The sequence below is a fragment of the Achromobacter sp. UBA5777 genome (assembly GCF_002418565.1).
In the GTDB taxonomy this organism is placed as follows: Bacteria; Pseudomonadota; Gammaproteobacteria; order Burkholderiales; family Burkholderiaceae_B; genus Achromobacter; species Achromobacter animicus.
In genome coordinates, this window is record NZ_DIEJ01000069.1 from 1 (window position 1) to 17,078 (window position 17,078).

The 17,078-nt window shown below is 66.6% G+C and carries 15 protein-coding genes and 2 pseudogenes; 7 read left to right on the forward strand and 10 right to left on the reverse strand.

Translation table 11 applies throughout. The features are described 5' to 3' along the window. Positions 1–1,037, forward strand: a pseudogene (ftsY, locus tag B3446_RS04805) (signal recognition particle-docking protein FtsY); the annotation flags it as partial. A 209-nt stretch (positions 1,038–1,246) separates the two neighbouring features. On the opposite strand, the gene B3446_RS04810 reads toward ftsY, so the two are convergent. From B3446_RS04810 to B3446_RS04845, 8 genes are all read right to left on the reverse strand, one after another. Then, positions 1,247–3,442 carry a phosphocholine-specific phospholipase C gene (locus B3446_RS04810; RefSeq protein ID WP_291378059.1) on the reverse strand — a complete coding sequence of 732 codons (2,196 nt, stop codon included), beginning with the start codon at positions 3,440–3,442 and terminating at the stop codon, positions 1,247–1,249. A gap of 519 nt (positions 3,443–3,961) precedes the next feature. Continuing rightward, positions 3,962–5,620, reverse strand: a complete 1,659-nt coding sequence (locus tag B3446_RS04815) for a CYTH and CHAD domain-containing protein (protein ID WP_291378061.1) — start codon at positions 5,618–5,620, stop codon at positions 3,962–3,964. 285 nt (positions 5,621–5,905) lie between these two features. Continuing rightward, on the reverse strand, positions 5,906–6,730 hold the full coding sequence (gene phnE / locus B3446_RS04820) for a phosphonate ABC transporter, permease protein PhnE (RefSeq protein WP_175122559.1): 825 nt from the start codon (positions 6,728–6,730) through the stop codon (positions 5,906–5,908). Continuing rightward, complete coding sequence (phnE, locus tag B3446_RS04825) at positions 6,727–7,614, reverse strand: phosphonate ABC transporter, permease protein PhnE (RefSeq protein ID WP_291378062.1); 888 nt, start codon at positions 7,612–7,614, stop codon at positions 6,727–6,729. The genes phnE (B3446_RS04820) and phnE (B3446_RS04825) overlap by 4 nt, the downstream gene beginning before the upstream one ends. Then, positions 7,611–8,381 carry a phosphonate ABC transporter ATP-binding protein gene (gene phnC, locus B3446_RS04830; protein WP_291378064.1) on the reverse strand — a complete coding sequence of 257 codons (771 nt, stop codon included), beginning with the start codon at positions 8,379–8,381 and terminating at the stop codon, positions 7,611–7,613. Before phnC ends, phnE (B3446_RS04825) begins: the two co-directional genes overlap by 4 nt. 6 nt (positions 8,382–8,387) lie before the next feature. Continuing rightward, on the reverse strand, positions 8,388–9,386 hold the full coding sequence (gene phnD / locus B3446_RS04835; protein WP_056558855.1) for a phosphate/phosphite/phosphonate ABC transporter substrate-binding protein: 999 nt from the start codon (positions 9,384–9,386) through the stop codon (positions 8,388–8,390). Between the two features lie 147 nt (positions 9,387–9,533). Next, entirely contained in the window at positions 9,534–10,349 is an 816-nt protein-coding gene (locus B3446_RS04840) for an IclR family transcriptional regulator (RefSeq protein WP_105240545.1), read from the reverse strand. A 12-nt stretch (positions 10,350–10,361) separates the two neighbouring features. After that, entirely contained in the window at positions 10,362–11,180 is an 819-nt protein-coding gene (locus tag B3446_RS04845) for an HAD-IIB family hydrolase (RefSeq protein ID WP_291378068.1), read from the reverse strand. Between the two features lie 148 nt (positions 11,181–11,328). On the opposite strand from B3446_RS04845, the gene ribBA reads away from it, so the two are divergent. The 6 genes from ribBA (at position 11,329) to B3446_RS04875 (ending at position 15,766) form a co-directional block, all read left to right on the forward strand. Beyond that, positions 11,329–12,504, forward strand: a complete 1,176-nt coding sequence (gene ribBA, locus B3446_RS04850) for a bifunctional 3,4-dihydroxy-2-butanone-4-phosphate synthase/GTP cyclohydrolase II (protein ID WP_175137536.1) — start codon at positions 11,329–11,331, stop codon at positions 12,502–12,504. Positions 12,505–12,514: 10 nt separating this feature from the next. Next, positions 12,515–13,045, forward strand: a complete 531-nt coding sequence (gene ribH, locus B3446_RS04855) for a 6,7-dimethyl-8-ribityllumazine synthase (protein WP_175122564.1) — start codon at positions 12,515–12,517, stop codon at positions 13,043–13,045. Next, positions 13,014–13,523 carry a transcription antitermination factor NusB gene (gene nusB, locus B3446_RS04860; RefSeq protein WP_175122565.1) on the forward strand — a complete coding sequence of 170 codons (510 nt, stop codon included), beginning with the start codon at positions 13,014–13,016 and terminating at the stop codon, positions 13,521–13,523. The genes ribH and nusB overlap by 32 nt, the downstream gene beginning before the upstream one ends. 144 nt (positions 13,524–13,667) lie before the next feature. Then, complete coding sequence (gene thiL / locus B3446_RS04865) at positions 13,668–14,633, forward strand: thiamine-phosphate kinase (RefSeq protein WP_224776883.1); 966 nt, start codon at positions 13,668–13,670, stop codon at positions 14,631–14,633. A 63-nt stretch (positions 14,634–14,696) separates the two neighbouring features. Further along, entirely contained in the window at positions 14,697–15,203 is a 507-nt protein-coding gene (locus B3446_RS04870) for a phosphatidylglycerophosphatase A (protein ID WP_291378072.1), read from the forward strand. Further along, complete coding sequence (locus B3446_RS04875; protein ID WP_191577944.1) at positions 15,200–15,766, forward strand: CinA family protein; 567 nt, start codon at positions 15,200–15,202, stop codon at positions 15,764–15,766. The genes B3446_RS04870 and B3446_RS04875 overlap by 4 nt, the downstream gene beginning before the upstream one ends. 133 nt (positions 15,767–15,899) lie before the next feature. On the opposite strand, the gene pyrF is transcribed toward B3446_RS04875, so the two are convergent. Both pyrF and B3446_RS04885 read right to left on the reverse strand, forming a co-directional pair. Next, positions 15,900–16,718, reverse strand: coding sequence for an orotidine-5'-phosphate decarboxylase (pyrF, locus tag B3446_RS04880; RefSeq protein WP_056558827.1), 819 nt, complete (start codon positions 16,716–16,718; stop codon positions 15,900–15,902). 5 nt (positions 16,719–16,723) lie between these two features. Continuing rightward, positions 16,724–17,078, reverse strand: a pseudogene (locus B3446_RS04885) (NAD(P)/FAD-dependent oxidoreductase); the annotation flags it as partial.

Here is a 17,078-nt window from a genome sequence, read left to right on the forward strand (position 1 = left end):
CGCGCCCGCACCTGCACCCGTGGTCCCGGCACCTGCACCCGTGGCCCCGGCACCTGCACCCGCAGCCCCGGCGCCTGCGCCGGTATCAACGCCTGCGCCTGTCGCGGCACCTGCGCCGGTCGTCCCAGCCGTCCCGGAACCCGCACCCGCCGAGGCGCCCAAAAAGGCCTCCTGGCTGTCGCGCCTGAAGCAAGGGCTTTCGCGTACCGGCCAGAGCATTGGCGGCATTTTCGTCGGCGTGAAGGTCGACGAGAACCTGTTCGAGGAACTCGAATCGGCCCTCATTATGGCCGATGCCGGCCTTGAAGCCACCGAGAAGCTCCTGACCGCGCTGCGCGCGCGCGTCAAGAAGGAACGCATCGAAGACCCGGCCAAGGTGAAGACGGCGTTGCGCCAACTGCTGGCCGATCATCTTCGTCCGCTGGAGCGCGCCTTCGATCTGAAGCGCACGCAACCGCTGGTGGTCATGATTGCCGGCGTGAACGGCGCGGGCAAGACGACNNGCCAGCGTGCTGCTGGCCGCCGGCGATACGTTCCGCGCCGCCGCGCGCGAGCAGTTGGTGGAATGGGGCAGCCGCAACAACGTCAGCGTGATTTCGCAGGATGGCGGCGATCCGGCCGCCGTGGCGTTCGACTCGGTCAATGCCGGCCGCGCGCGCGGCATGGGCGTGGTGATGGTGGATACGGCCGGCCGCCTGCCTACGCAGCTGCACCTGATGGAAGAACTGAAGAAGATCCGCCGCGTCATCGGCAAGGCGGATGCCTCCGCGCCGCACGAGGTGCTGCTGGTGGTGGACGGCAACACCGGCCAGAACGCGCTGGCGCAGATCCGCGCGTTTGACGCCGCGATCAACCTGACCGGCCTGGTCGTGACCAAGTTGGACGGCACCGCCAAGGGCGGCACGCTGGCCGCCGTCGCAGCCGGCAGCCAGGGCGTGCGTCCGGTGCCGGTGTACTGGATCGGCGTCGGCGAAAGCCTGGAAGACCTGCAGCCCTTCGTGGCGGACGAGTTCGCGGCGGCGTTGCTCGCCGACTGAGTCCGTTAATTCAGGACCCATCGCGGTCTTGCAAGACGCCGTAAAGGCCCATGAAGACCCATCTGGCGGGACGACGCGAAAGCGCCGTCCCGCTGTCGTTTCCGGGCCAGACGCAGCCACGAATAGCGCTGCGAACGTCGCCGTCAGCAGCTTCCACCAACGGCGCCAGGCGCAGCGCCACCAGCGTTGCCCGCAGCGCCAGCGTACGCCTATCCGACCTGTCCCAACGCCGGATCGCTGATCAGATCCTTGCCCGTCTCCATCCGACCGGCAAAGCGCCTCTGGAACGCCGCATACCCATCGCAAGCAACCGCGAAGTCATACCACTGGCCGCTGTCGCTGACCGGCCACGCAAGCTCGCCGGTCTGTCCAGGTTCGACCGTCGCGGTCCACGGCCCATCCCCGCGGTATGCCATCGCCTTGACGGTGAACGTGCAAGCCTTCGCGCTGTTGTTGTGCAGCTTGACCTGCACCTGCGGATCATCACACGGCACGTAGCACACCTGGATCTCCGGCTGAGCGCCGCCCGCTTGCATCAGATCGCCCGCGAACGCGCGGTGAAAGCCGTTCGGCCCCAGCACCCACAGGTCGTACTTGCCCGCGTCGCCTGATACGTCCCACGCGTCGTCCAGCGACTTGCCCGCTTCCACCACATAGCGGCGCGGGATACGGTCCAGATGCAGCGTGTCGTACACATGGAAGACAGCGGCGGTCTTGGCCGAGCTGGCGTTGGCGAATAGCAATCGCACGCGGTTTTCACGCGCGTCCTCGCGGGCGCTCGCGTGCAGTTCATACGGCAACGCACGCGAGGGCCGTGTGCCTTGCGCCTGGGGGGCCAGCGTCTGTTGCGCCGGGATGGCGATGGCTGGTTGCGCTTCCTGCCAGGTGGTCAGGCCGTCTGCGTCTGTCTTCGTGCTGCGGCCGGACAGGGTGGGCAGCGGCGCGCTGTTGGGCGACACGAAGTTCAGCGTGGACGTGAGGTCGCCGCACACGGCGCGGCGGAATGCGCTGATGTTGGGTTCCATGACGCCGAAGCGCTGTTCGAGAAAGCGCAACGCCGAGGTGTGGTCGAACACCTGCGAATTGACCCAGCCGCCACGGCTCCACGGCGAGATCACCCACATCGGCACGCGCATGCCGGGACCATAGGGTTTGCCATCGGCGGTCAATTGCTTGGGCGTGGCGGGCGTGTAGGTGTTGTACTCAAAGGCCATCTCGGCGTCCGTCAGCGTGGACTTGCCGACCAGCGTGCCGTCGTTGTTGCGGGACGGCGCGCTGGGCGTGGGCATGTGGTCGAAGAAGCCGTCGTTCTCGTCGTACGTGACCAGGAACACGGTCTTGCTCCAGACCTCGGGCGACTGCGTCAGCGCGTCCAGCGCGGCCTGGATGTACCACGCGCCCTTGGCGGGGCTGGAGGGGCCGGGGTGCTCGCTGTAGGCCGCGGGCGGAATGATCCACGACACCTCGGGCAGCGTGCCGTTCATCACGTCGTCGCGCAGGCTTTGCAGCAGGCCGCCGTCCGGCATGGTGTTGCCAAAGCCCTTGGCAAAGGCGCTGAACTGGTCGTCGATGGCCGGGTTGTACGCAGGACCGCCCTGGTTCGTGACCTGGCGGTCCGCCGGCATCTTTTCGATCTCGGCGCGCCAGTGGCGAAAGCTCATCATCTCGTTGCAGCCGAAGTTGTCGGGGATGTTCTGGTAGACCTTCCAGCTCACGCCGGCCTGCTGCAGGCGGTCGGCGTAGGTCGTCCAGGTCCAGCCCTCGGTCGAAGGCCCCACGTCGGCGCCGTCGTTCATCTCGTTCATCACGACCGACACGTTGTCGCCGCTGGGGCCGTTGGTGCCCGTCCAGAAGAAGAGGCGGTTGGGGATCGTGCCCGCGTGCATCGCACAGTGGTAGCTGTCGCACAGCGTGAAGGCGTCGGCCAGCGCGCGGTGGAACGGCACTTCGGCGGTCTCGTAGTAGCCCATCGACAACGGCTGCTTGGCGCTGGGCCAGCGGTTCATGCGACCGTGGTCCCAGGCGGCCTGACAATTAGGCCACGAGTGTGGCGTGCTGCCTGCGCGCTGTGCGTTGCCCAGCCGCGCGTCCAGGTGATAAGGCAGTTCCAGCGTGCCGTCGCTGCGCGTTTGATGGAATACCGACTTGCCGTTGGCGAGCGGAATGGGGAAGCGGTCGCCGAAGCCGCGCACGCCCGGGAAGGTGCCGAAGTAGCCATCGAATGAGCGGTTTTCCAGCATCAGCATCACAACGTGCTTGACGTCCTGGATGGTGCCGGTGGGGCTGTCGGCTTCAATCGCGAGGGCGCGGCGGATGCTGGGCGGAAACATCGACAACGCGCTCATCGCCGCGGTGGCGCCGAGCGTGGTCGTGAAGAACTTTCTCTTGGAGGTGTCGATCGTCATTGGCTGTTCTGTCTGGAGTTTGCAGGAAACGGCAGCACTGCCGGCATCATGGCGCACAATGCGCCGCGCAGGTAGTCGGGGCGGGCGTGGTGGGCGTAGTGGGCGTCGTAGTGGGGGGCGGCGGCGCCGGTTCGTCCGAGTCGTCGTCACCGCCGCATGCGGCGAGCGAGAACACCAGCGAAAGCGCGCAGCAGGCGGCGAGACCGCGTCTGGCAATGGCCAGCAAGGGGGAAGTGGTTTGCATGAGTCTGTGTGCGTGGATGGGCGGACGGCCCGCGCTGGCCATTGCGCCGTCACACAGGACGAGTGTCGGGCGGATGCTGCGGGCCACGAATGCGCCCGGCGGTGTGTCCGGACGACAGCCAATGAGTATTGGCACGCCGGATGTCGACGAATTGACAGGGGCCTGACGCGAAGCTGTCAGGCGGCCCTTTTTTGAAACGCCATGCTAGATGCGTGTCCAGGTGAAATCGAATTCAACGCGGGACTTGCGCATGGGTTAAACGCGCGCGATGCGCGCTACTTCCAGAACGGCTTGCTGCGCGCGAGGTCGTCAAAGGCCTGCTGCGCTTCGACGACCAACTCTTCCAGGCGCGCGCTGATCCAGCCCAGCGCGAACCAGGCTTGCGGATGCGTCGCCGTACACGACTGGTAGTAGTCCTTCGCCATCGCCAGATCGTTGATTTCGCCCAGCACGTCCTGCACGCGGGACAGCAGCTTGCGATAGCCGCGCAGCTTGCTGGCGGGCAGCAGCGATTCAGCGAACGACAGGCCATAGCGCAGGCGCTTGCCGCGCTTGCGCAGATCGTGGCGGGCGGGGATGTCCAGGGCCGCGAAATGCGTGCCCTGGTCGGCCACCTTGTCGTGCCAGCGGTGCAGGCGGCGGGCGAGCAGCTTGTGCAGGTGCTGCGGCTCGGGTTCCGGCGTCAGCATCGGGATGATGGTGGGCTTGACGATCGGACCGGCCACGCCGCCTTCCAGCCGGATGGCGGGCTCGGGCGCGGCGTCGCTGGGCGTGCCGTTGGCAATCGTCTGGCTGTCCGTGTCGGGCTGCACGGGCGGCACGTCGAGCGACCATTCCAGCAGCGTGAGCAACCATGCCTGGAAGGCCTGGCCGCCCGCGATGGTCTGCGCGTCTTCGTCGGGCGGCGCGGCTTCCATCGGGATCACGGGCATGCCGGCGCGCAGCAGCGCGGGGGCGACGGTCTCGTTCAGCACGTCCTGATCGCGGTTGGCGCCGAACGCCGCGAAATGGGTGCGCACACCCTGCAGCAGCGCGTCGGGCACCGGCGCGATCCAGCCGTCGAAGAGCTTCCAGGCCGACCGCAGCCGGCGCACGCCGACGCGCAGTTGATGCACGTGTTCGGAGTTGCCGGCGCGGTATACGCCTTCGGTGTCGACCTCGGCCAGCACCGCCGCATTGCGGCAGATCTGGTCCAGGCATTCGGCCGCGATCGCGCCCATGGCCTGTGGCGGCGTCATGTCGTCACGCAGCTTCACGGACGACGCGCCGCGCGGGGACCAGAACTGGGCGATGGCCTGCGCGCGGCGCGCTTCGTGGTCATCGCCGGCAGCGGCGTCGACCTCGGCCAGGCGATTCGCCAACTGGGCCAGCGCGTCGCCGCGTTCGGATTTGCTGCGGGGATCCAGGATCAGCGCATGACGCTGTTGCCAGCCGCGCGCCGCAGCGAAGATGGCGGCGGGACGGCCCGACACCAGTTCGAATTCCAGTTCGGAGATCGGCAGTTCGAGCGCGCCGGCGCGCAGGATGCCGGTGTCGTAGGCCAGCTCCACCGTGCCGAAGCGCGTGCGGATCTTGCGCAAGAGACGCTGCACGTCGGTTTCGTAGCGCAGGCCCAGTTCGCCCTTGATGGCGGACAGCGGGCCTTCGACGTCGGTGCCTGCATAGACGGACAGGTCGAGCACGGGACCGGGCCGGGGGTGGTTCATCTCGATGCGCGAGATCGCATCGGCGCCCGGCATCTTCAGCGTCTGCACCCAATCGGAGCCTTCCTGCCGCAGCCGGATGGCGATGCGCGCCCGCGCAAGCTCGCGTTCCGGCGTGTCGAAATACATGGCATGCAAGCGAATGCGCGTGGCCTCGCGTTGCTTGACTTCACGCAGCACGGCCTGGCGTGAAGCCGTGGGCACGTGCAGTTTCAATTCCTGTTCCGACATGGCAGCGGGTGTCCAACGGCAAAAGCCAAGATGTTAATCAAGGCGGGGGTGCGTTTTGATGACCGTTCATATTTTGTTCACATTGAGCATAGACGCGATCGCGGCGCAAAAACAAGGCAGCCCATTGATGACAACGAGGCGCTTTTGCGTTGCTTGCGAACGGAAAGGAAAGTGCGGATGTCAGACACCGGCATCTGTCCGCCCAAAGAAAACGCCGCCCCGATTGGGGCGGCGAAGGGAGCGCGAGTCAGGGGAAACCGACAGGCGTAAAGCGGTGCGGCAGCGCTACAGGATGCGTTTGCGCGCCTGGGTGATGATGACTTCGGCCAGCACGACGACTACGAAGATCGCGGCCAGCACCAGCGCGACGCGGTCCCACTGGAACAGGTTCAGCGCGGTATCCAGCGCCATGCCGATGCCGCCGGCGCCGACCAGTCCCAGCACCGCGGATTCGCGCACGTTGATGTCCCAGCGCAGCAGCACGATGGACCAGAACGCGGGGCGGATCTGCGGCCAGTAGGCGTACCAGATCACGGAAGCCTTGCTGGCGCCCGTAGCCGTGACGGCTTCGATGGGGCCGCGCTGGGCTTCCTCGATGGCTTCGCCGACCAGCTTGCCGACAAAGCCGATCGAGCGGAAGGCGATGGCCAGCGTGCCGGCCAGGGCGCCCGGTCCGAAGATGGCGATGAACAGCAGCGCCCACACCAGCGAATTGACCGACCGGCTGGACACCAGGATCAGGCGGGCCAGCATGTTGATGGTCTTGCTGGGCGTGAGGTTGTTGGCCGCCAGCAGACCCACCGGCACGGCCATGAACACCGAAAGAATGGTGCCCAAGGTGGCGATGTGCAGCGTTTCGATCAGGGCCGCGTGTACGCCATCCGGGTAGTAGGCCCAGTCGATCGGCCACATCCGGCGAAAGAGGTCGGCCATCTGTTCCGGTGCGTCGTACAGGAACTCGGGGATGACCTCCACGCCGCGGATCGCCTGCACGACCGCCGCCACCAGCAGCAGGTACAGCGCAAAGCGCAGCAGGCGCTGGCCCATGCTGTAGCGTTGCCAGACGCGGGGCTGGCCCGCGGGGTTCAAGGGGGAGACGTGGGCGTTCATTCTTCCACCTCCGCCTTGCGTGCGGCCGCCGGCTTGCTGCTGCCGATCCCGCGTGCGCCGGCGAAGCGGCTTTGCAGGATGCGGTCAAAGCCCAGATTGTCCAGGAACACCGCCCGCACGAAGCCGGCCAGGATTTCACCCAGCATGATGATCGCGATCAGGGTCAGCAGGATGGCGCTGACGAAGTCGTAGTCGAAGCGCTGGAAGGCCGAGAACAACGTGCCGCCCACGCCGCCCGCGCCCACGATCCCCACCATGGTGGAGTTGCGCAGGTTGGAGTCGAACTGATAGGTGGCAAAGCCGATGAAACGCGCGAACACCTGCGGCAGCACGCCGAACACGATGACGTTGGAGAACGACGCGCCGGTCGCGCGCACCGCTTCGACCTGCTTGAGCGAGATTTCCTCGATGGCCTCGGTGAAGAGCTTGCCGATGAAGCCGATGGACGCGACGGTCAGCGCCAGGATGCCTGCCAGCGCGCCGAAGCCCACGGCCTTGACGAACAGGATGGCGACGATGACCGGGTGCAGCGCGCGGCACAGCGCGACGATCGACCGGGCGGGCCACGAGATCCAGGCGGGCATCAGGTTGCGCGCGCCCAGGAGGCCCACGGGCAGGGCAAGGAAGATGCCCAGCATCGAGGCCAGGACCGCGATTTCAAGACTTTCGGCGATGCCCTTCCACAAGGTGGCGGGCTTTTCGAAATTGGGCGGGAACATGCGCGCCAGGAACGTCGACGCATGGCCCATGCCGGCTTCGAAGCGCGACCAGCTGAAGTCCAGCTGCGCGGCGGCATAGACGGTGTAGAGCACCAGCAGCAGCACGCCTGCCTTGGCGCGCCCTGACATGGCGAAGGGGCGGATGCCGCCCCGGGGTTGCGTCATTCCAGCCAAGACTCGCCTCCGTAGATGGTCTTGAGCATGGTCGCGTCCAGGCCCTGGCCGTCGCCGTCATAGACCACGTGGCCGCCCGACATGCCCACGATGCGCGTGGCATAGCGGCGCGCCAGTTCGACGTCGTGGATGTTGACGATGACGGGGATGCCCGTGGCGCTGCCCTGCGCGGACAGCAGTTCCATGATTTCGACGGAGGTCTTGGGATCCAGCGACGACGTCGGTTCGTCGGCCAGCAGCACCTGCGGGCGCTGCATCAGCGCGCGGGCAATACCCACGCGCTGGCGCTGGCCGCCTGACAGCGCGTCGGCGCGCTGGTCGGCAAATCCGGCCAGGCCCACGGTATCGAGCAGCTTGTAGGCGTGCTCGATGTCCTCGGGCTCGAAGCGGCGCATCCAGGCCTTCATGGCCGAGGTGTACCCCAGCCGGCCGGTCAGCAGGTTTTCCATCACGGTCAGGCGTTCGACCAGGTTGTATTCCTGGAACACCATGCCGATGCGGCGGCGCGCGCGGCGCAGCGACGCGCCGCGCACTTGCGCCAGGTCCACGGTGCCGTCCTGGGACTGCAGGATGATCTCGCCCTTGGTGGGTTCGATCAGCCGGTTGATGCAGCGCAGGAGCGTGCTTTTGCCGGTGCCCGAAGGACCGATGATGGCGGTGAGCCCCTGACCGGCGATCTGCAGGTCAATGCCGTTCAGTACCGGCCGGCCGGCCCGGTATTCCTTGACCAGGCCGGAAATGCGTAGCGACGTCGTCATGCTGGATTACTTCTTGCTCTTTGCGGATTCGCGGTCGTAGGCCGCGCGGTTGAAGCTTTCGCCACCGGATTCAGCGACCTGGCGGACGATGGCCCAGTCCTTCTCGTACGTCACCGGGTAGAAGCGGTCGGCGTTGTCGAAGGCCTTGGACATTTCCGGCGGGAAGCGGTAGTCGTAGAAGCACTTGAGCATCTGGTCGCGGAACTTCGGTTCCAGGTCATGCGCGTAGGCGAACGACGAGGTCGGGAATTTTTCGCTGGTGTAGATGATGCGGAAATCGGCTTCCTTGACCTGGCCGCGTTCGACCATGCGCTTGAAGACGTCCGAGGCGACGGCGGCGGCGTCGTAGTCGCCGGAGTTCACGCCCATGACCGACTGGTCGTGCTTGCCGGAGAAGATGACCTTGTAGTCCTTGTCGGGCGTCAGGCCTTCCTTCGGGAACAGGGCGACGGGCGCCATGTGGCCGGAGTTCGACGAGGGCGCGGTGTGCGCGAGCTTCTTGCCCTTCAGGTCGGTCAGCTTCTGGTAGGGGCTGTCCTTTTTGACGATGACGATCAGGTTGTAGCCCTGGAAGCCGTCGGCATAGCCCTTCACGGCAAACGGCACGGCGCCGGCGATGTTCACGGCAAAGGCGGTGGGACCGGTCGAGAAGCCGCCGACGTGCAGGCGGCCCGAGCGCATGGCTTCGATTTCAGCTGCATTGCTCTGCACCTGGTAGAACACGACGCGCTTGCCCGTGCATTCGGACAGGTGCTTGGTGAAGGGCTTGAAGATGTCTTCGTACACGGCCGGGTCTTCGACCGGCGTGTAGGTAAACACCAGCGTGGAAGGCGTCTTGAGCTTGGACGCGTCGGTGGGCGTGTCGGCCACCAGGTCTTTGTTCGAGTCGCAATACATCTGGTCGAGATCGCCGCGGTTCGAGCAGGTGTCGGCGGCCTGGGCGGCAGAAGCTCCAAAAGCGAATGCGGCCAGCGCGGCCGCCTGCATAAGACGCAAGGCTTGCATCGTGTGTCTCCTCGTGTAGGTATGAATTGAATCTTTGCTGAATTCAAACACACAACGGGGGACGGCACACTCGGGAAAGTCCCTGCCTTTCTTTTCGTCTTTTGTTCGTTTTGTTCGCTTTGTGTTCGTTTTTGCGCGAAAACGCGCTCAGCCGCGAAAGCCCAGCTTGCGGGAGATTTCCTGGGCGCAGGCGATGAGCGGACGCGCGATCGCGCCGTCCCACGACACGTCGAACAGGCCGGTGGGTCCGAGGCTGGTCAGCGCCAGCACGATGCTGCCCGTGTTGTCGAACACCGGCACCGACAGCGCGTCCACGCCTGGCAGCGGATTGCCCAGCGCGCGGGCCATGCCGTGCACGCGGATGTCGGCCAGTTGCGCCTCGATGTTGGCGCGGGAGGCCTTGCGTGGCGGCGGCACGCTGGCGATGACGGCGGTGTCGCCTTCCTCGCGCGCGATGTAGTGCTCACTGACCTTCGGCGGCAGCCACGCCGCAAACACCAGGCCGGTGGCGGTGTGCAGCATGGACATCACGGTGCCCTTGCGCATGTTCACGTGGACCGGATAGCTGGCTTCGGTCATGTGGATCATGGTGGGACCGTGCGAACCCAGCACCGCGATGCCCAGCGTGTGGCCGATGTCGGACTGCAGCTTGGCGATTTCCGGCATGGCGACGCGCACCGGGTCCAGGCGCTGCAGGCTGACCAGCCCCATCTGCAGGGCGAACGGGCCCAGTTCGTACTGGCCGGTGACGGCGTCCTGCTGCACCAGTCCGACGCGGATGAAGCTCACGAGATACGGGTGCGCCTTGGCGGACGTCATGCCCGCGCCGGCCGCCAGGTCGCGCAGGGTCAGGGGCTTGCCCGCATCGACCAGTGCGGCCAGAAGCGGCACACCGACCTCGATGGACTGGATGCTGCGGCGGCCATCATTGGCGGCGGGCGCCGCGGTCTTGGAAGTTGCCACGGTGTGCTGACCTTAAGCCGGCTGGACTTGGGAGGACTGGCGCGCGGCGAGCAGCCGGTCGGCCATTTCGACGAAGCCACCGCCGCCATGAAAGGCGGCGACAAAGGCGGGGCGGTGCGTCAGACGGTGCAATTGGGCCTGGATGTTGGCCACGCCGACCGAGATCGGGAAGTAGGCGAACATCGGCTCGTCGTTGGGCGAATCGCCAATAAACAGCGTGCCGTCCAGGGCGCCGGCCACGTCCATGCCGAACTCGCGCTGGAACATCGTGCGCGTCATGGTGAGCTTGTCGTAGTCGCCAAACCAGCCGTTGACGTGGATGGAGCTGACCTTGGCCTGCGCGCCGGCGTCCTGGAAGATCTGGACGATGCGGCTGATCGCGGCGTCGGGCAGGGCGGGCACGTCTTCGCAGAAATCGATGGCCAGGTCCGCCACGCGGTAATCCTGGTCGCTGGCGACGGCGCTGCCGGGCACTTCAGCCAGGACGCGGTCGCGGATCGCGTCCAGCCGCTTGCGGCTTTCCTGGCGTGAAGCGGCGTCGGTCCAGTAATGCGTGGTCATGCGGCGGGCCTGGCGGTCGTAGGCGTAATAGAACGCGCCGTTCTCGCCAACCACGGCGCGCACCGGCCACATGCGGGCGATGTGGTCGCACCAGCCGGCCGGGCGGCCGGTGATCGGCACCACCTGGATGCCGGCCTGTTCCAGGCGTTCAAGGGCGGCGTACGCGTCGGCCGGCAGGCGGCCTTCGGTGGTCAGCGTGTCGTCGATGTCGGTCAGCACGACGCGGACGGCTGCCGCGACGTTCAAAGGCATGGCCGCAAGGGCTTGCATGAGGTTTTTCCTTCGTTTTTCTGGGGGATCTCCGGGCGAAAGTTTAACCGGATGCCCCTGTCCGGACGGGGCGGCAAGACGCCAATAGGGGTTCGGCCCGCGAGGGCGGTAAAATCCGGGCTTTCCCGCCTGGTTTACGTGTCACGCCATGTCCGTCCAGTTGTCCTCCTTGTCCGGCTCCGAGCCGGAATCCTTCGGCATCGCTTCGGTTGCCGAGATCATCGCCGAGCTGCGCGCCGGCCGCATCGTCATTCTGGTTGATGAAGAAGACCGCGAAAACGAGGGCGACCTCGTCATGGCCGCCGAATTCGTCACGCCCGAAGCCATCAACTTCATGGTTACCCACGGCCGCGGCCTGGTGTGCCTGACGCTGACCGAAGAACGCTGCCGCCAGCTTGAGCTGCCGATGATGGCCGCCCGCAACGGCACCCGTTACGGCACCAATTTCACGCAGTCCATCGAAGCCGCCGAAGGCGTCGAGACCGGCATTTCGGCCGCCGACCGCGCCCGCACCATCCAGGTGGCCGTGGCGCGCGACGCCAAGCCGGCTGATCTGGTCCAGCCCGGCCACATCTTCCCGGTGCGCGCCGTGCCCGGCGGCGTGCTGGTGCGCGCCGGCCACACCGAGGCCGGCTGCGACCTGACCGCCATGGCGGGCCTGACGCCCGCCGCCGTCATCTGCGAAATCCTCAAACCCGATGGCACGATGGCCCGCCTGCCGGACCTGGTGGAATTCGCCCGCCAGCACGACCTGAAGATCGGCACCATCGCCGACCTGATCCAGTACCGAAGCGAGCACGAATCCATCGTCAAGCGCGTGGGCAAGCGCACCATGCAGACGGCCTGGGGCACGTTCGAGGCCGTGGCCTACGAAGACGCCGCCACCGGCTCCGCCCATTTGGCGCTGGTGCATGGTAATGTGACTCCCGACGCCGAGACGCTGGTGCGCGTGCACGAGCCGGCGTCCGTGCTGGATGTGCTGGACACCGGCGCAAGTCCGCATAGCTGGGGCGTGGCCCAGGCGCTCGAGGCCATCGCGGCCGCCCCGGCCGGCGTGCTGGTGCTGATGAACTGCCAGTCGTCCACGGAACATCTGTTTGGCCAGATTGCAGGTTGGAACGACCCGAAGGCGCAGGCCAATCCTGCGAACGCCGACCGCTTTGGTCTGCGCACCTACGGGATCGGCGCCCAGATTCTGCGCGACCTGAACGTGGGGCAAATGAGGCTCCTGGCCCGGCCGCGCAAGATGCCCAGCATGGCGGGCTTCTCGCTCACCATTACGGGTTACGATTGCGACCCGCAGAACACTCCCGCAACACACTGAAGGCCGACACATGAACCCTTACATCCTTACCCCCGACCTGAACGGCGAAGGGCTGCACATCGGCATCGTACGCGCCCGCTTCAATGAAGAAATCGGCCAGGCCGAACTCGAAGCGTGCCTGAAGGAACTGGCCGAACTGGGCGTGGACGAGCGCGACGTCATGGTCGCCACCGTGCCCGGCGCCCTGGAACTGGGCGTGGCCCTGTCCCACATGGCCGAAACGTTCGAGTTCGACGCCCTGATCGCGCTGGGCGCGGTCATCCGCGGCGAAACCTATCACTTTGAAGTGGTCAGCAATGAAATGGCCACGGCAATCACCCGTATCTCCCTCGAAACCGGCGTCCCCGTCGCGAACGGCGTGCTGACCGTCGACACCGACGAGCAGGCGCAGGCCCGCGCCGCCGGCAAGGGCCGCGACTGCGCCCAGGTGGCCGTCGAAATGGCCAATCTGGTGGCAGCGCTGGAACCCGAGGAAGAAGACGAAGACGAAGACGACGAGGACGAAGATTTTGACGACGAAGAAGACGACGACCAGCGCTGATAGCGCGGCGCAGGCCCGCGCCAACGCGCGCAGCGCGCGCCGCCGTGCGCGCGAATTCGCGCTGCAGGGCGTGTACGCGTGGCTGCTGCGCGGTGGCGAAGGCACGCAGGACGCCGGCGAGATCGACGCCCATCTGCGCGACACCGAGGACTTCTCCGAGGCCGACGCGCAATGGTTCAAGACCTTGCTGCACGGCGTGCTGCGCGAGGCGCCCACCCTGCGCGAACGCTTCACGCCCTACGTCGACCGCCCGCTGGCCGAGCTGTCGCCCGTTGAGCATGGCATCCTGCTGATCGGCAGCTTCGAACTGATTCATCACGTCGAAGTCCCGTACAAGGTCGCCATCAACGAGGCCGTGGAATTGGCCAAGTCGTTTGGCGGCACCGACGGCTTCAAGTTCGTCAACGGCGTGCTCGATAAGCTGGCCGCTGACGTTCGCGCGCACGAAGTCCAGGCCGCGGCGCAGCAACGCCGATAGGTAGCCCCCCCGGAGCGCTGCGCGCTTCCCCCCCAGGGGGGCGCCGCTGCGGACCGGCAGAGCCCGGATCCGCGCGGCCCCGATCTGGGCCGCACGGCGGCCATGCAGATAATGGCGACCATCGGGCGCCGCTTAGGAGGCGCGGTGGCGTCTGAATTTGATCTGATTGCGCGCTACTTTACGCGTGCCGCGCCGGCCGGTTTGCTGGGCGTTGGCGATGACTGCGCGCTGTTTCCTGTTCCGCCCGGTGAACAGGTGGCCACCAGCACGGACCTGCTGTTGGAAGGCCGGCATTTCTTTCCTGATGTTGATCCCAAAGCGCTGGGCCATAAGGCTCTGGCGGTGAATCTGTCTGATCTCGCCGCCATGGGCGCTCGTCCGATCGGCTGCGTGCTGGGTCTGGCGTTGCCCCATTTGCGTGAGCCGTGGCTGGCGGCGTTTGCCGAGGGCTTTCACGCGTTGGCGGCGGCCCATGGCTGCCCGCTGATTGGCGGCGACACCACGCGCAGCGCGCACGATCTGGCAATCAGCGTGACGGTGTTCGGCTCGGTTCCTGCCGGACAGGCGTTGCGCCGCGACTGGGCGCAGGCGGGCGACGACATCTGGGTGTCTGGGGAACTGGGTGCGGCCGACGTGGCCTACCGGCTTCTGGATGGGCAGTACCCGGCCGATGCCACTCTCCTGGCCGCCACGCGCGCCGCGCTGGAGTGGCCCGAGCCACAAGTGGCGCTGGGCCTTGCGCTGCGCGGCATCGCGAATGCAGCCATCGACCTGTCCGACGGGCTGCTGCAAGACTTGGGCCACATTTTGGCAGCCAGCCGCGCCGGCGCCTGCCTGCGGTTTGCGGACTTGCCCATGGCGCCTGCGCTGTCGGGCCTGGATGCCGCACCGCTGCAACGCGCCCTGCTGGGCGGGGGCGACGTCTACCAACTGTGTTTCACCGCGCCAGCGTCTCGGCGCGAAGCGGTGCTGGCGGCCGCCGCGTCTGCCGGCTCCCGGGTGACCTGCGTGGGCGAGATTTTGCCGCAGCCCGGCATGACCGTCGTAGATGCGCAAGGCCAGCCGCTGGCGGACCTGCCCGCCGGCTTCGATCACTTTCCCGCGGACTGATTCGCGGCCTCTTGTCGTTCTGACCCAACTCCCATGTCTTCCACTGATAAGCACTCCACCTCCATGCGCGATCGCCGCCGGGCCGCGTACCCGGCCGTGTCCTGGGTTTGCCGCGATCCCGGTCGGCTGATCGCGTTTGGCTTTGGCAGCGGACTGATTCGTCCTGCCTCCGGTACGTGGGGCACGCTGCTTGCTTGGGGCATCTGGGTGGCGGCGGCGCCTGCGGCGTCGGACCTGGCCATCGGCGTGTTCCTGGCCTTGGCATTTCTGTACGGATGCTGGGCCTGCCACCGCGTCGGCCGAGAACTCCAGCAGCCGGATCATGTCGGAATGGTCTGGGATGAGATGGTGGCGTTCTGGCTGGTGCTGTGGCTGACGCCGGCCGGTTGGTTGTCGCAGGCGCTGGCGTTCGTGCTGTTCCGCACGTTCGACATCGTCAAGCCGCCACCCATCAAGTTCTTCGACGCCCATATCAAGGGCGGCTTCGGAGTCATGTGGGACGATATCGTGGCTGCCGGCTACGCCTTGCTGGTGATGGCGCTGGTGGCCCGCACAGGAGTCTTAGGATGAACGATCAGCTTGAAGGCGCGCGGACCAATTTGTCGGCCGCGCAGTTGTCGGAAGCGACGATACTCGGCCTGTCCGAACGGTTGGGCGACGTGCTGCGACAGCAGGGGTGGATGCTGGGCACCGCCGAATCCTGCACCGGCGGTCTGCTGGCTGGGGCCGTCACCGCGGTGGCCGGTTCCAGCGAATGGTTCGAGCGCGGTTTCGTCACCTACAGCAACGACGCCAAAGTCACCGAGCTGGAGGTGTCGCCTGAAACGCTGCATCACTTTGGCGCGGTCAGCGAACCCATTGCGCTGGAAATGGCCAACGGCGTGCTGCTGGCCGTGCCCAACGCGCACGTTGCCATGTCGACCACCGGCATCGCCGGCCCGGGCGGCGCCACGCCGGGCAAACCGGTGGGCATGGTGTGCTTCGGCTTTGCCATGCGCGTGGGCGACGGCATCAGCAGCCGCGCGGTGACGCATGTATTCCAGGGCGACCGGGGGCAGGTGCGCCAGGCGGCGGTGGAATTTGCGCTGCGGGCGGTGCTGGAATTCGCGGGTGTGCCGATCAATCGGCGCTGAAATCCCGCGCAAATTACCGACGCAGAATCCTGACGCTAAACAGCCAGCGCAGAAATCCCCGGCGCTGAATTGAAAAAAGCCGCTGCACCGTGCTTTTACGCACCGTGCAGCGGCTTTTGCCGCTTCTGACGAATCAGCGGACCGCGTTGATCGCGTCGCGCAGGCCCTTGGCAGCTTCAGCGGCGGCCTCGCGCCAGTCGTCGCCGCCACTGGCGTAGATGATGGCGCGCGACGAGTTGATCATCATGCCGTTGCGCGCCGCGTTGGCGCCGGCGTTCACCGTGGCGGTGATGTCGCCGCCCTGTGCGCCAATGCCCGGCACCAGCAGGGGCAGGGCGTCGCCGATGCGCTGGCGCACGGCGGCCAGTTCATTCGGGAACGTCGCGCCCACCACCAGACCGCATTGGCCGTTGGCATTCCATTTGTCGGCCACCAGACCCGCCACGTGCAGGTACAGCGGCTCGCCATTGTCCATCTTCAGGAATTGCAGGTCCGAGCCGCCGGGATTGGACGTGCGGCACAGGACGATCACCCCGCGATCGCGCCACGCCAGATAGGGCTCGACCGAGTCCAGGCCCATGTACGGGCTGACGGTGAGCGCGTGCGCCTGGTAGCGCTCGTAGGCTTCGCGGGCGTAGTTTTCGGCGGTGGAGCCGATGTCGCCACGCTTGGCGTCCAGCACGATGGGCAGGTCGGGGTGCTTGTCGCGGATGTGCTGGCACAGCGCTTCGAGCTGGTCTTCGGCGCGGTGCGCGGCAAAGTACGCGATCTGCGGCTTGAAGCTGCAGGCATACGGCGCGGTGGCGTCGACGATGTCGCGGCAGAACTGGAAGATGGCGTCCGGTTTGTCCTGCAATTCGCGCGGAAAGCGCTGCGGGTCGGGATCCAGCCCGACTTGCAGGAGCGAGTTGCTGGTGGTCCAGGCGTGTTCGAGTTTTTGCAGGAAATTCATGGGATTCAGTGCAGTTTGACCCGCGGGCGCGTGCGCCGCATCAGCAGGCGGGCCAGGGCGAGGGAGACGGTACGCGAGGCGCCCAGCACCGCGCGGTGGTGCATCAGGTGCAGGCTCATGTACATCAGGCGCGCCAGTGTACCGCTTACGAACAGTCCCCGTCCGGCAAGCTTGCCCATCAGGCTGCCCACCCCGGCGTCCTGGCCCAGCGACACCAGCGACCCGTGATCCTGATAGACGTAGGGCTCGGTGGGCTCGGGATTGTTGCGGAGCCGGGCCGTCAGCTTTTTGGCCAGGTAGTCGGCCTGCTGGTGCGCGGCCTGCGCGCGGGCCGGCACGGTGCGGCCCTCGCGCCACGGC

What these genes read in the sequence shown, in the direction of transcription:
- pyrF (WP_056558827.1), bottom strand. Translation starts at nt 16,718, where the DNA reads ATGAATTTCCTGCAAAAACTCGAACACGCCTGGACCACCAGCAACTCG.
- ribH (WP_175122564.1), top strand. Translation starts at nt 12,515, where the DNA reads ATGAACCCTTACATCCTTACCCCCGACCTGAACGGCGAAGGGCTGCAC.
- phnE (WP_175122559.1), bottom strand. Translation starts at nt 6,730, where the DNA reads ATGAACGCCCACGTCTCCCCCTTGAACCCCGCGGGCCAGCCCCGCGTC.
- phnD (WP_056558855.1), bottom strand. Translation starts at nt 9,386, where the DNA reads ATGCAAGCCTTGCGTCTTATGCAGGCGGCCGCGCTGGCCGCATTCGCT.
- phnE (WP_291378062.1), bottom strand. Translation starts at nt 7,614, where the DNA reads ATGACGCAACCCCGGGGCGGCATCCGCCCCTTCGCCATGTCAGGGCGC.
- ribBA (WP_175137536.1), top strand. Translation starts at nt 11,329, where the DNA reads ATGTCCGTCCAGTTGTCCTCCTTGTCCGGCTCCGAGCCGGAATCCTTC.
- B3446_RS04870 (WP_291378072.1), top strand. Translation starts at nt 14,697, where the DNA reads ATGCGCGATCGCCGCCGGGCCGCGTACCCGGCCGTGTCCTGGGTTTGC.
- B3446_RS04810 (WP_291378059.1), bottom strand. Translation starts at nt 3,442, where the DNA reads ATGACGATCGACACCTCCAAGAGAAAGTTCTTCACGACCACGCTCGGC.
- phnC (WP_291378064.1), bottom strand. Translation starts at nt 8,381, where the DNA reads ATGACGACGTCGCTACGCATTTCCGGCCTGGTCAAGGAATACCGGGCC.
- B3446_RS04815 (WP_291378061.1), bottom strand. Translation starts at nt 5,620, where the DNA reads ATGTCGGAACAGGAATTGAAACTGCACGTGCCCACGGCTTCACGCCAG.
- B3446_RS04845 (WP_291378068.1), bottom strand. Translation starts at nt 11,180, where the DNA reads ATGCAAGCCCTTGCGGCCATGCCTTTGAACGTCGCGGCAGCCGTCCGC.
- B3446_RS04875 (WP_191577944.1), top strand. Translation starts at nt 15,200, where the DNA reads ATGAACGATCAGCTTGAAGGCGCGCGGACCAATTTGTCGGCCGCGCAG.